Origin of the sequence: Winslowiella toletana, from assembly GCF_017875465.1 — a bacterium.
GTDB lineage: Bacteria > Pseudomonadota > Gammaproteobacteria > Enterobacterales > Enterobacteriaceae > Erwinia > Erwinia toletana.
Window position 1 is genome coordinate 4,580,206 of sequence record NZ_JAGGMQ010000001.1, and the last position, 13,637, is coordinate 4,593,842.

At 55.8% G+C, this 13,637-nt stretch carries 13 protein-coding genes; 8 read left to right on the forward strand and 5 right to left on the reverse strand.

The window, feature by feature from the left end; translation table 11 throughout:
* Positions 1 to 63: 63 nt before the first annotated feature.
* On the forward strand, positions 64 to 483 hold the full coding sequence (locus J2125_RS21530) for a GNAT family N-acetyltransferase (protein WP_017801967.1): 420 nt from the start codon (positions 64 to 66) through the stop codon (positions 481 to 483).
* Here J2125_RS21530 and J2125_RS21535 read toward each other — a convergent pair.
* On the reverse strand, positions 480 to 1,142 hold the full coding sequence (locus J2125_RS21535) for an MBL fold metallo-hydrolase (RefSeq protein WP_017801968.1): 663 nt from the start codon (positions 1,140 to 1,142) through the stop codon (positions 480 to 482). The genes J2125_RS21530 and J2125_RS21535 overlap by 4 nt on opposite strands.
* A gap of 28 nt (positions 1,143 to 1,170) precedes the next feature.
* On the reverse strand, positions 1,171 to 2,094 hold the full coding sequence (gene ldcA, locus J2125_RS21540; protein ID WP_026111817.1) for a muramoyltetrapeptide carboxypeptidase: 924 nt from the start codon (positions 2,092 to 2,094) through the stop codon (positions 1,171 to 1,173).
* A gap of 289 nt (positions 2,095 to 2,383) precedes the next feature.
* Between ldcA and emtA the strand changes: the two genes are divergently transcribed.
* Together emtA and J2125_RS21550 are read left to right on the forward strand one after the other, a co-directional pair.
* Complete coding sequence (gene emtA / locus J2125_RS21545) at positions 2,384 to 3,010, forward strand: membrane-bound lytic murein transglycosylase EmtA (RefSeq protein WP_017801970.1); 627 nt, start codon at positions 2,384 to 2,386, stop codon at positions 3,008 to 3,010.
* Between the two features lie 261 nt (positions 3,011 to 3,271).
* Positions 3,272 to 5,665, forward strand: coding sequence for a TonB-dependent receptor domain-containing protein (locus tag J2125_RS21550; protein WP_017801971.1), 2,394 nt, complete (start codon positions 3,272 to 3,274; stop codon positions 5,663 to 5,665).
* A gap of 42 nt (positions 5,666 to 5,707) precedes the next feature.
* On the opposite strand, the gene J2125_RS21555 is transcribed toward J2125_RS21550, so the two are convergent.
* Positions 5,708 to 6,007 (reverse strand): Rdx family protein, encoded by a 300-nt coding sequence (locus J2125_RS21555; protein ID WP_017801972.1) that lies wholly within the window; start codon positions 6,005 to 6,007, stop codon positions 5,708 to 5,710.
* Between the two features lie 162 nt (positions 6,008 to 6,169).
* Between J2125_RS21555 and iolE the strand changes: the two genes are divergently transcribed.
* The 3 genes from iolE to J2125_RS21570 are packed head-to-tail and all read left to right on the forward strand — an operon-like array spanning position 6,170 to position 9,331.
* Positions 6,170 to 7,087, forward strand: a complete 918-nt coding sequence (gene iolE, locus J2125_RS21560) for a myo-inosose-2 dehydratase (RefSeq protein WP_026111819.1) — start codon at positions 6,170 to 6,172, stop codon at positions 7,085 to 7,087.
* Positions 7,087 to 8,262 (forward strand): Gfo/Idh/MocA family protein, encoded by a 1,176-nt coding sequence (locus tag J2125_RS21565; RefSeq protein WP_017801974.1) that lies wholly within the window; start codon positions 7,087 to 7,089, stop codon positions 8,260 to 8,262. The genes iolE and J2125_RS21565 overlap by 1 nt, the downstream gene beginning before the upstream one ends.
* Positions 8,263 to 8,290: 28 nt before the next feature.
* Positions 8,291 to 9,331, forward strand: a complete 1,041-nt coding sequence (locus J2125_RS21570) for a Gfo/Idh/MocA family protein (RefSeq protein WP_017801975.1) — start codon at positions 8,291 to 8,293, stop codon at positions 9,329 to 9,331.
* Between the two features lie 33 nt (positions 9,332 to 9,364).
* Here the strand turns inward: J2125_RS21570 and J2125_RS21575 are convergent, their stop codons facing one another.
* Positions 9,365 to 10,378, reverse strand: coding sequence for a Gfo/Idh/MocA family oxidoreductase (locus J2125_RS21575; protein WP_017801976.1), 1,014 nt, complete (start codon positions 10,376 to 10,378; stop codon positions 9,365 to 9,367).
* Between the two features lie 136 nt (positions 10,379 to 10,514).
* On the opposite strand from J2125_RS21575, the gene J2125_RS21580 reads away from it, so the two are divergent.
* Positions 10,515 to 11,552, forward strand: coding sequence for a LacI family DNA-binding transcriptional regulator (locus tag J2125_RS21580; protein WP_017801977.1), 1,038 nt, complete (start codon positions 10,515 to 10,517; stop codon positions 11,550 to 11,552).
* 79 nt (positions 11,553 to 11,631) lie between these two features.
* A complete protein-coding gene (gene zigA, locus J2125_RS21585) occupies positions 11,632 to 12,855 on the forward strand; it encodes a zinc metallochaperone GTPase ZigA (protein ID WP_017801978.1) in 1,224 nt (407 codons plus the stop codon).
* Positions 12,856 to 12,900: 45 nt separating this feature from the next.
* On the opposite strand, the gene J2125_RS21590 is transcribed toward zigA, so the two are convergent.
* Positions 12,901 to 13,635 (reverse strand): flagellar brake protein, encoded by a 735-nt coding sequence (locus tag J2125_RS21590; protein ID WP_017801979.1) that lies wholly within the window; start codon positions 13,633 to 13,635, stop codon positions 12,901 to 12,903.
* Positions 13,636 to 13,637 lie beyond the last annotated feature (2 nt).

The following is a 13,637-nucleotide window of genomic DNA, read 5'->3' on the forward strand; positions in this document are numbered from 1 at the left end:
GTTGGTTTAATGCTGGTGTGCCAGGCTGGATCGCAGCATTTTCTCAAGGTCAAGGAGCAGTATATGGAACTTAAAATTACCGCCACCCCCAGCCATCAGGATCTGGATGAAATAAAAGCGGGATTGATGGCCTTTAACGCCAGACATATTGATATCGATGAAATTAAATCGATAGCGGTATTTGTCTGCGATAAACAGGGTAAAAAGCAGGCGGGACTGACCGGTTCGACCTCCGGCAACTGGCTGCGCATTGATATGTTGTGGGTCAGTGACGCTTTACGCGGGCAGGGCGTCGGTAGCCAGCTAATCCAGGCGGCGGAGCAGGAAGCGCGTGCGCGCGGCTGTATTTATGCGCAGGTGGATACCGCCAGTTTCCAGGCACGCCCGTTCTATGAAAAGCAGGGCTATCAGCTGCGCTTCTCGCTGGATAATTATCCGCGCGTGCATCAGCGCCACTATCTGACCAAATCCCTGCAGGCTTAATAGTGCGGGGCGTCGCGCATATCCAGCGGCGACTGCTCCGCCTGATTAATCGCATCCTGCCACTGCTCGCGCGTCACTTCCTGCCAGGAGAGATGACCGCGCGTGGTGCTCATTAACACCACATCCGGTTGCAGAGTACGGTAGTGCGCCAGCGTCTGTTGCAGATCGGCGGCGTTGCTGTCGGCGACGGTGACGGTGATCCAGCGTCCTTTATCCTGCGTCAGCGTATCACCAACAAACAGGTAACTTCTGCCGTAGGGCGAATGATAAAAAAAGCTACAGCAGCCTGGCGTATGGCCGGGTGACGGCAGAATATGGAAATCGCCAAAATGGCTCTCCATGGTGTTCAGAGTAGCATCCGGCTCCAGTACCAGACTCACCGGACCGAGCGCGCGCGTATGGCAGTAAAGCGCGCTGTTAAAACGCTGCTGGATCGCCAGCGCACCGGGAGCCGCTTCATGCCAGTGCGTCAGGTAGTGGCGCATCACGCCGCCCAGATCGGCTAATGCCTGATGATCTTCCGGATGTTCTACCCGCGCAATCAGCAGGTTGCCGCGCGGATGCTTCAGCATAAAGCCGTGCATCATTAATTCAGGCTCAGTTTCAGCCGCGGGAAATTCTGGTGTGGAGATCCACAGATCTTCATACAGCGGCTTCATCGTCATTTTCCTGATGCATAGAAAGAAATTATCTGAGCGTCGGATGTCCCTTAATGCTCAGCTGACTACAGCCCTGATTTACCTGTAATACGGCTTGCGCCCCCAATGGCAGGGTCACGGTATCCTGATGATGACCAAAGGCCAGATCGGTGATCACCGGTAATCCGCTCAGCTCGCGTATGCGCTGCCAGACATCGGGGAAATCAAAGCCATTGTCATATTCGCTTAGCGTCACACCGGTAAAACTGCCGGTGATAATTGCGCGCTGCCGCGCCAGAATGCCGCTCTGATGCAGCTGCAACAACATCCGTTCGGTGCGAAACGGATGTTCATTTACATCCTCAATCACCAGAATGCCGTCATCACCCTGCGGCAGCCATGGCGTACCGACCAGCGAGGCAATCATCGCCAGATTACCGCCCCACAGCGTCCCGCTGACCTGCGTATCGGGTGCGGTTGTCTGCCACTCTACGCTGAATTCCGGCTGAGTGATCGCCCGCCAGAAGTGTTCGATGGTGAAATCAGACAATTGCTCAGCACCAAAATTGCTGCACAGCATCGGACCACTGAAGGTTATCAGGCCACTTTGCGTCAGCAGCGCCAGTTGCAGGGCGGTAAAATCGCTGTGGCCGCAGATTGCCAGCGGTTGTCCTGCCAGCTGACGCAGCGCCGGATAATCGACCTGATCAAGCAGGCGGGTGGCGCCATAGCCGCCGCGCACCGCCAGCACAATATCCGGCAGCGCGGACAGGGTGGCGAGCGCATTAATATCCTGCAGACGTTCGCGGTCATCGCCAGCAAAACGCTGAAAACGGCGGCTGATAACGGCGCGATTCTCCACGCGATGGCCCGCTGCGCTTAGCCGCTCGATACCCCGCCGGGCGGCAGCCTGGTTGTGACAATAACCCGATGGCGCAACCAGATGAAAAAGTCGGGAAGTTCCAGACCTCATGCTCAGTTATCTCCCTCTAAGCGGTCAATGACGACGAATGGTGTGAATAGTCATGGCCAGACAGCCTGGCGCGGCAACCGACCTGCTGTAATAATGTCTGTTGTTCGCACCGCGCAGATTGGATGATTTCGCGCATTGCGCTGTCCGGACACGCTGATGATGACGAAAAGTGGGCGCGAAGTCACCTCCGGCCCCGGATTTCCAGGCAATTCAGATAAACGGCAATATTTAACTTTAAGCCAGTCAGTATGATTGAACGCGAATAAGTGGCTGCGAGGAAGAGAATAGCGTGAAAACCCGATCGCTGATTTTATGTGCACTGTTACTGGCGGGATGCGCCAGTGAAACCCCGCGACATGCGCCACCCGAGCGGCAAACACCGTTAACCAAAGCGCCGCCGGAAAAAGTTTCTCAGGCCTGGTCAATGTTTACTGAAGACGCGGCCAGCCATTATGGCGTTGATGAACGGCTGATTAACGCCATTATCAGCGTCGAATCCGGTGGCAATCCAACGGTAGTCAGCCGTTCGAATGCCATTGGGTTAATGCAAATCAAAGCCTCCACCGCCGGTCGCGAAGTGTACCGTGCGCGCGGTCAGCACGGTCAGCCGAGCGGATCTGAGCTGCGCGATCCGGCACGCAATATTGATATCGGCACTGCTTATCTGCGTATTTTGCAGTCACAACAGCTGGCTGGCATCCGTGACCCGGAAACCCTGCGCTATGCCACTATTGTCTCCTACGCGAATGGCGCCGGGGCGCTGCTGCGAACCTTCTCCCGTAACCGCGACCGCGCGATTGCGATGATTAATACCATGACGCCGCAGGAGTTTTACCAGCATGTGCAGGAAAAACATCCGGCCGCTCAGGCGCCGCGTTACCTGTGGAAAGTGACCACCGCTTACCGCACCATCTGACCTGCCGCCACCTGCTGCAAGGTGGCGCGTGCTTCTGCTTAATTTCTCCATAATTCAACGCTTTTTACCGTTTAGTGTTAAACGTGATAACAATGCTTATAAATGTATTGATAATCATTATCATTTATATATTATGGCCGACATAAAAATCAGATCGTTCGTTTCACCTTCTGTCGTTTGCGCAGAAGGGCGCTTTTTGTTTGTCTTTTTTTGATGGAAGTCACTGCTGAGCACATACCAATAATTAAGCAGGATATTGCTATGCGCACTTTTACACCACACCAGATGTTAGTAAAAACATCGTTGTTAACCGGGGTATTGCTGACGGCAACGTTTAACGTCAGCCTGGCCCGTGCAGATGATAAAACCAGTAATAACGCCGCCGATCAAAACACCACCCTGAAAATCACCACTAAGCGTCAGAGTGAAACGGTAATGACCGTCACCGCGCGTGAACCGGAAAAAGAAGCGGGCAGTAAGGTGGTTTACAGCGCCGAAGATTTGCAGAAGAAGGGCGCCAATGATTTCGGCTCGGTCATGCGCTATGAAACCATTATCAGTGCGATGGGCGTAAACGGCGGTTCATCGTCGGGAAAAAGCGGTTTCGATCGTAGTGGTTATACCGGTTTTAATATTCGCGGGCTGGAAAGCAACCGCGTGGGGATTGATGTTGACGGGATTCCGCAGCCGGATGCCACCGGTCGCAGCTATGTCAGCCGCGCCGGTCTGAATACCTTTGGTATCGGCAGAGACTATCTCGACCCCTATATGTATGGCCAGGTTGAGATTGAAGCCGGCGCCACCAGCGTCTCACGCGCGAATACTTCCATTGGCGGCGCGGTCTCCTTCCTGCCGAAATCGGCGGATGATTATCTCTCGCCAGCCAGACCCACTTACTTTGGCTACCAGAGTGACTACGACTCCGCCAGCCACAGCTGGCACAACGGCATTACCGCCGCCGCGGGCGATGAATACCTGCGTGGCATGCTGGTCTACAGCCGACGTGATGGCCAGCAAACACGCAATAACAGTGATTCGGTATCTGCATACCCGGCTAACTGGCACTCCAATGCATTGCAGGCCTCGGCTATCTGGCAGCCAGACGATGAGCATAAACTCACCGGCATCATTGATTACTACGATAAAACCAACCATACCCACTATGACAGCTGGGACAGCAGTGGCAACAGCGTGCTGGGCACCGCCGTGCAGCAGAGTAATACCCGTCGCTGGGGCATCAGCCTGAAGGATGAGTGGACGCCGTATAATGACTTTGTCGACAGCCTGCTGAGCAAAGTATTTTATCAGCAGACCCAGGCGCATGATAATACCTGGATGCCGGACGGCAGCAACGGTATGAAGCGCGTCTACTCTGATTACAATGTTGATACTTATGGTTTTGAGACGCAACTGGCGAAAACCCTTGGCCGTCATCAGCTGAGCGGCGGCCTGAACGGGCGCATCAGTGAGACTGAGCGTCCATTCCGCCAGGAACCGGTGCAGAGTATCTACAGCACCATTATGCAGCCGGAAGCGGACAGCCGCAGCTATACGCTGGGTGCGTTTGTGCAGGATAAAATCCAGTTTGATCTCGACGGACACGGTTTTAACGTGGTGCCGGGTCTGCGCGTCGCCCATCAAAGTACCAAGGCGCAAAACCTCAGCAGCCTGACCACGGAAAGCACCGTGCTGACCACTTCTGACGTAGAAACGCTCTATGGTGAGACCAACGCCGATACCCAGCTGCTGCCTTCCATTAGCTTTAACTACGATCTGACGCCAAAGCTGATGACATATATCCAGTATAAGCGCGGCGCGCAGTTCCCGAATGCCAGCCAGCTGTACGGCTCATGGAATCTCGGTTCCAACTATATTCCTGGCGCGCAGTATGCGCTGATCGGCAATCCCGATATGAAGACTGAAACCAGCAATAATTTTGAGTGGGGCATGAAAGGGGAAGTGACCGACGGCGTTACTCTTCGCAGTTCACTGTATTACAACACCTACAAAAACTTTATCGCCTACAGCCGCTATACCCGTGCCGCTAACCCGGACCGCTTCAGCAATGTGCCATCCAATATTTACACTATTTATCAGTCAGAAAACCGCGATAAAGCCTTTATCTATGGTGGTGATATCAGCGCGCGCCTGAACCTTGGCACCTGGTTCCGGCAGGCTGAAGGACTCAGCGCCGCACTGGCCTTCGCGTACAGCAAAGGTGAATCGAAATCGAGTTACGCCGGTGACAAATATGTCGACCTCGAAAGCGTCGCGCCGATGAAAGCGGTGGTCGGACTGGCATGGGATGCGCCGGCGAAAGCCTGGGGCACGGCGGTGACCGCGACCTTTGTTAAAGGCAAACAGGCGACCGCCACCAATCGCCAAAGCTACTCGAACAGCGGCAGTGCGATTACCGACTCCAGCAGCGAATATATGCGCGTGCCGGGTTATGGCATGGTGGATATGACCGCATACTGGCAGGCGACGAAAAACGTCAAGCTGAGCGGGGGCCTGTATAATATCACCGACCGCAAATACTGGGACTACCTCAGCAGCCGCGACCTGACCAGCGGCACCGCCCAGGACGCGAACGATCAGGCGCTGGCGGTAATGCCGGGCCGTACCTTCCAGTTAGGGGTTAATGTCGATTTCTGACAGGGAAATATCAGATTCTAAGCCGCGCACTGCGCGGCTTTTTTATTGCGGCGGATTGTCGCTTTTCTTCTCGTTATGTCCGAGATCGCGATCGGGAAAACATTGCGCCCGCAGCCGTCGTTTAATCTCCGCCGCATCCGGAAAGCCGCCCATGGTTTTGCGATCCCAGATAAGCTGATCGTCAACGGTAATCTGGTAAATGCCGCCTGTCGCCGGAATCAGCGTTACCTGCGCCAGATCGGTACTGAAGGTGCTCAGCAGTTCTTGTGACATCCAGGCAGCGCGCAGCAGCCAGTTGCATTGTGAACAGTAGGTAATCGTGACTTTGGGAAGGGTTTTCATGGTGGCAAATCCTGCATCAACAGTAATACCGCCAGTGTGCCCGATAGCTGTCGCCTTATCATCATCATTTTTACCTGATGGTTTTCCATCATCAAAGTGATACCGAGGCCGTCAGGCTGCTGATTATAGTGGTCGCCTGCATTACCACTCGGGAGCAAGCAGATGACAACAGCAGGGGTACAACTTGGCGTAAGTCCACTGTGCTGGACCAATGATGTGCTGGAGGATCTTGGCGGTGAAATCCCGCTGGAAAACTGTCTGCAACAGGCAGCGGCAGCCGGATATCAGGGAATTGAACTGGGGCGCAAATTTCCGCGCAGCGTCAGCGCGCTGGCGCCGCTGCTCTCCGCGGTCGGTTTGCAGCTGGCCTCGGGCTGGCACAGCGGGTTTCTCGCCGATCGCAGCGTAGAGGAAGAGATTGCCGCCGTGCGCGATCATGCGAATTTACTGCGCCAGCTGGGCGCTACAGTGATGGTCTATGGCGAATGCGGTCAGCTGCCTGGCGCGACGCCGCTGGATGAGCCGATATCGCGATCGCCGGCGCTCAGTAGCATCGATCTGGCCCGCTATGCCGCCAGAGTCAATGCATTTGCCGATATATTGCTACGCGATTACGGCCTGAAAATCGCTTATCACCACCATCTGATGATGCTGGTGGAACACGATGACGAACTGGACAGTTTTATGCAGCACACCAGCAGCAATGTTGGTCTGGTGCTGGACACGGGCCATGGCTACGCCGGCGGTGTGGATATCGCCCGTGTATTGCAGAAATATGGTTCGCGCATTGTGCATATCCATCTGAAAGATGTGCGGCCGCTGATTTTGCAGCGCGTTTATCAGCAGGATTTAAGTTTTAACGATGCGGTGCGCGCCGGACTGTTTACCGTTCCGGGCGAAGGCTGCATTGATTACGCGCCGATTATTGAATTTGTCAGCCACTCGGGTTACCAGGGCTGGCTGATTGTTGAAGCTGAGCAGGATCCGCAACAGGCGCCACCACTGGCAACCGCCACCCGCGCCGCTCACTGGGTCAGCCAGCAATTTCAGCTGCCGCTTAGCCTTAAGGAGACAGCATAATGCGGAATACCCTGAATATTGGCCTGATTGGCTCAGGCTTTATGGGGCAGGCCCATGCCGATGCTTACCGGCGCGCGGCGATGATCTATCCCAACCTGCCGAAGCAGCCGCTGCTGTATGCGGTGGCGGATCAGAATCAGGCCATGGCGGAGGCGTCGGCGGCACGTTTTGGCGCGCAGAAAGCCTTTGGCGACTGGCGTGAGCTGATTAACGATCCTGAGGTGGATGTGGTGGATATCACCTCGCCAAACCATCTGCACTGTGAAATGGCGCTTGCCGCCATCGCGGCCGGTAAGCATGTTTATTGCGAGAAACCGCTGGCGGTCAGCACGCAGCAGGCGCAGGAGATGACCGCTGCGGCACGCCGCGCCGGAGTCAAAACCATGGTGGCGTTTAACAATATTAAAACGCCAGCCGCGCTGCTGGCGAAGCAGATTATCGAACGCGGTGACATCGGCACGCCGGTGCGATTTCGCGGCACCTTTGATCAGGGCTTCTACAATGATCCCTCCTTGCCATGGTCATGGCGCTGTTCGAAAACCCTCGGTGGTAGCGGATCGCTCGGCGATCTGGGCGCGCATACGCTCTCGGTCGCCCAGTTTCTGATGGGCGGCATCAGTGAGGTCACCGCCAGCGCCCAGACATATCTGCGTCAGCGTCCGGTGCCGCAGGTGGATGCCGGTTACGCCAGCCGTACCGATGCTAATGCCGAAATGCGTGAAGTGGAAAATGACGATCAGGTGCAGTGTCTGGTGAGCTTTGACAGTGGTGCTTCCGGGGTGATCGAAGCTTCCCGTATTGCCGCCGGGCGTATTTTCGGCGTGTACTGGGAAGTCTCCGGCACCGAAGGCACACTGTATATGGACGGCGAGCGCTTTAACGAGTTGCAGGTTTATCGCTTCAATGATGATAAGCATGATCGCGGTTTTAAAACCCTGCTGGCTGGCAGCCAGATCCCGGCCTATGCCGGTTTTTTTGGCTTCGATTTTGGCGGTGGCGGGCTGGGGTACTTTGATATCAAAGTGATCGAGGTCCACGACCTGGTGCAGGGCATCTGTAGCGACCATGACTGCTATCCGAATTTTGCCTTCGGCCTGCAAAACCAGCAGATCCTGACGGCCATTGAACAATCAATGGCGTCACGCCGCTGGGTGCAGGTTGCTGCAGGCGAGTAATCTGATAAAAACAACCACAGGAGAGACTATGTTTCCTTCCTCATTACCCGTACCCCGTCGCCCGGCGGCAGGCGCTATTCCTTCACTGCGCTGGGGGATAATCGGTCCCGGCTGGATTGCCGATCACTTTGCCAGAGCGCTGTGTGAATACAGTGCGCAGCAGCTGGTGGCGGTGGCGTCACGCAGTCAGCAGAAAGGCGATGCCTTTGCCGCCCGCTGGGGGATTCCGCAGGTGTTTACTTGTGTTGATGAGATGCTGGCGCGGCCGGATATTGATGCGGTGTATATTGCCACGCCGCATAATCACCACTATCCGGACGGACTGAAAGTGCTCAGTGCCGGTAAACATACCCTGATTGAGAAGCCGCTGGCGCTAAATGCGCGTGAAGGGGCGGAACTTCAGGCGCGCGCCAGGCAGCAGGACGTCCTCTGTATGGAGGCGATGTGGTGCGACTTTACACCAAAATATGATGTGCTGAGTCAGCTGCTGGCAGATGGTGTCTTAGGCGACCTGCATACCCTGATTGCCGATCACGGCGAGTTTTTTACCCCCGATCACCGTATCTTTAATCCCGAGCTGGCCGGTGGCCCGATGCTGGATCTTGGCAGCTATCTGATTGCGTTGAGTATGAAAGTTGGCGGCGCGCCGGAAAGCATTGTCGCCAGCGGCCAGCCGGCGCCCGGTGGCGTTAATGGTCAGGCATCGATGTTACTGACCCATGCTAACGGCATGCACTCAGTATTAAACACTACCCTGTTTAGCAATACCCCCGGCGGTGCGGTGATTGCCGGGCGTGACGCCACTATACTGATTGACGGGCAGTTCTACGCACCTGGCGCCTTTACCCTGACCGCCAGCCAGGGGGGCAAAAGTTTACGCTGGCAAGAGCCGAACAACCGTTATGCCCAGCTGAGCCATGAAGCGGAACATTTTGCCTGGTGCGTCGGCCAGCGCCTTAACGACTCACCGATCCGCTCGCTGGATAGCGCGTTGCTGACGCTGTCAGTGATGGACGAAGCGCGTCGGCAGATGGGCATTGTTTTTAATGAAGAGAAAGTAGCAGGTTAACCGCACGGGCGGCGAGAACGCCGCCCGTTCCGCTTAAAATACGATCCGTTCGATATTACAGAAGCGTTTCTCCGCCAGTGACTGCACCGCCGCTTCGGCAATCGCCTGCGCCTGCAAGCCATCCACTAATCCTGGCAGATCCGCCACCGCCTCACCGTTTAGCTGACGCACAAAAGCATCCAGATGCTGATAGTACGTCTCGCGCACCCGGCTAAACCAGTCCGGCCACAGGCCCGGCCGGGTGACCTGCGAACCCTGCCATAGTGTCGCCCCTTGTGGACACTGACTGGCGGACTCCGCCATTCCGCGCTCGCCGATCACGCTGATACGTTCATCATAGCCATAACCGGTGCGTCGGGTGTTATCCAGCTGCGCCAGCGCGCCGCTGTTCATCTGCATAATCAGCACTGAAGTATCAACATCACCAAACGCGCTGATTTCCGGCAATGCCAGCGCCGCACCCAGCGCGCCAACACGACTGACTTCATCTTCCGTCAGCCAGCGTAACAGATCGAAAAAATGAATCGCCTGGTCGCGCATCTGACCGCCGGAGGCTTGCAGATAGCTGAGCGGCGGCATTTCAGAGGCGCGGCATACCATCTGAATCAGCTCGGTACGGCCAATGGCGCCCTGTTGCAGATGGCGCTTAAGCTGCTGATGGCTGTTATCAAAGCGCCGGTTAAAGCCAACAGTGATCGGCAGATTAAATGGCAGCACCTTTTCCACCACGCGTTTTGCGCGATCCAGCGACAGGTCGATTGGTTTTTCGCAATAGATCGCTTTTCCCGCGCGGGCGGCGGCGGCCAGCAGTTCAGCATGGCTTGGGGTGGCGCTGGCGATCAGTACCGCATCAATCGCATCACTGTTAATCGCCTGGGTGACGTCCGCCACCTGCGCGCCATAGCGCCCGGCAACGGCTTGTGCGCGTGCGGCATCAGGATCGGCGACCAGCGCCAGTTCCACTTGCGGATGCGCCGCCAGATTCTGTGCGTGAACCTGACCGATAAAACCGCTGCCCAACAGGGCAAATCGTTGCTTTGCTGCCATTTTTTTGACTCCGGATATTGAATAATGTGAGCGCTATCGTGCAGCGTACATTGTGAAAATACCTTCAGCCGATACACTTGAAGAACGTGGTTTTTGATGGAATCCCCTCAACGCTGTGCGGGATGAAATGGGCAGGATGAAAAAAATTACCCTCGAAGCGCTGGCTAAAACCGCCGGTGTCGGCGTCGCCACAGTGGATCGGGTGCTGAACGAACGTGGCGGCGTCTCGCCAGCCACCGTGCGAAAAGTACTGGAAGCGGCGCGCGCTGCGGGGCTGAATCGTATTTTGCCGGAAGAGCATCGCCATCCCTGGCAACTGGAAGTGGTGCTGAGCGGTAATGACTCCTTTTTCTTTAAGCAGCTGGCGCAGGATTTTAGCGAGGTAGCCAACGGCCTCGGTTATCGCCGCCTGACCCTGCACCGCACCTTTATCCCGGAATCGCGTCCCGATAAACTGGCCGCTCATATTGTTGCCTGTAGCCATAAACGCGATGGTCTGATCGTCTTTGCCCACGAATATGCTGCCATCTATGATGCGCTGGCGTTATGTAAACAGCGTGGTGTACCGGTGATTACCATTGTCAGCGATCTGCCGGGTGCTGAACGCTTATGCCACGTCGGTATTAACCAGTTGCAGGCAGGGCGTACCGCCGGGCTGTTAATGGGAAAAATGCTGCATACGGCCGGTGAAGTGATCATGATCAGCGGCCGCTTTGATTACATTGCGCACCGCTTGCGTATTCAGGGGTTTCGCGATGTATTGCAGCAGGATTTTCCGCATATCGGTCTGCGTGAAGTGCTGGCGGGGCAGGAGCAACGCGATACCATCAGCAAGCTGCTGGAAAAACAGCTGAGTCAGGCGGGCAAAATCACCGGCATCTATAACACCGGCCTTGGTAACCGCGAAATCAGTGAGGCGCTGGCGCGCCACCGGATGTTGGATAAAAGCGTGTTTATTACCCATGAGTTATATCGCTCCACCCGCGAATTGCTGGCAAAAAAAGCGATCTCCCTGACTATCGACCAGAACACCCGCCAGCATGCCCAGCTGGCTACCGATATTATGGTAAGGCATCTCGACAGTGGTGATCTGCCGGAAACCTACGCCAGCGGCAAGGTCGAATTTATGCTGTTTACCGGTGAGAACTACAATCAGGCGCTGACGGTAACTTGATGGGTGGCACTGGCATCATTAATTGTTATGTTATAACATAACAATAAAGCATGCTGGATGCTGAATCAGGAGAGTTATCATGTCACAGATTATCGCAGAGCATACTGCGCTACGCCGCCTGCCGGTTACCGTACTGTCCGGTTTTCTCGGCGCAGGTAAAACCACGCTGTTAAATCACATTCTTAATAATCGCGAAGGCCGTCGGGTAGCGGTGATTGTTAATGATATGTCCGAAGTGAATATTGATGCGACGCTGGTCAGAGAGGGCGGCGCGCAGCTGTCGCGCACGGATGAAAAACTGGTTGAGATGAGCAATGGCTGCATCTGCTGCACGCTGCGTGAAGATCTGCTACTTGAGGTGACGCGACTGGCGAAAGAAGGGCGCTTCGATCAGCTGGTGATCGAGTCCACCGGTATTTCTGAACCGCTGCCGGTAGCGGAAACCTTTACCTTTGCCGATGAGGATGGCAGCAGCCTGTCAGAAGTGGCGCGGCTGGACACCATGGTGACGGTGGTGGATGCCGGTAATTTTCTGCGCGATTATCAGGCGCATGAGAGTTTGCAGGCTCGCGGGGAGTCGTTGGGGGAAGAAGATCAGCGCACGGTGGTCGATCTGCTGACCGACCAGATTGAATTCTGTGATGTGCTGGTGCTGAATAAAATCGATTTAATCGATGCGTCGCAGCGCCAGACATTGCTGGCGATTCTGCACAGTCTGAATCCACGTGCAAAAGTCGAGTTAGCCGAGTTTGGTCGCGTGCCGCTCGATCGTCTGCTGAACACCGGTCTGTTTGACTTCGATGCTGCTGCGCAGGCACCGGGCTGGTTGCAGGAGCTGCGCGGTACCCATACGCCGGAAACGGAAGAGTATGGCATCCGCAATTTTGTGTTCCGTGCACGTCGTCCTTTTCATCCACAGCGCTTCTGGCAGCTGTTCGGCGGCGATCTGCCTGGCGTGATTCGTTCCAAAGGCTATTTCTGGCTGGCCAGCCGTCCGGGTTATGCCGGTAACTGGTCGCAGGCTGGCGGTGTGGCGCGGCAGGGCATGGCCGGGATGTGGTGGGCAAGTGTACCGAAAGCGCGCTGGCCACAGGATCAAGCGTCACTGGAGATGATTAAGCAGAACTGGGTCGAAGGCAGCGGTGATGCGCGCCAGGAGCTGGTGTTTATTGGCATTGAGATGGATGAAGCGCAGTTGCGGCGGCAGCTGCATGCTGCATTGTTAACCGAGCGCGAGATGGCGATGGGACCTGCGGAGTGGGTGGCGTTTGACGACCCGGTTCCTGACTGGTTTATTCATTAAATCATTTTGCGGCTGGTTCAGGCAGAGCCAGCCGGATGAAAGCGCTTACTGGAAACGCATCGCTTTATCGCGCGCCAGGCGCTCAAGGGCGAAGATCACCTGCTGCAACTGACGCTCCTGCACCGCAGTCAGCGCCACAAAGCGAAAACTCAGACGCGGCGTGCTCACCGTTTCATTTTTACTGCTGACGGTGGTGCGCTCACCGATATGTATCAGCTGAGCATCAACGGTAAACTGACCATACTCCCCCAGCTCCACATAAAGATTGCGCAGAATATCGCCGCTGCTGAGTTTCTCCGGCAGGGCGCCAACCACCAGCACGCCGATACCACCAAGGGAAAGATCCTGCAGACGAAAACGCGCTTTGCTGCCGTCGGGCCACTGGGTTTCACAGAAGAACACCGGTTCCAGCGGCGCATTAACGCGGAAAAACTCCCGGCGTTGCAGCATCCACAGCTCATCGGGCAGCGGGGCGGCAAAGGCCGGTAAACCTTCATGTTCAGTCGCACTGAGTGAGGGCAGAGAGAACTCAACTTTTGCCCCACGGGTTTCGGCTGAAATCTGCAGATCTTCTGACTGCAACGCCAGCTGATTGTCATACTGACTACTGCCGTAATCGACCACCACCTGCTCTTTATCGACAAACAGCAGGCGGCTGATAAATTGTCCGCGCGAACTGGCAACCCTTACCGGGGTCTGGTGTTTTTCAAGATCGCGCAGCACGCCGAGAACCGCCAGCGTGCCACGCTTAAGATACTGCTCTTTATCTTCCTGTTTCACAT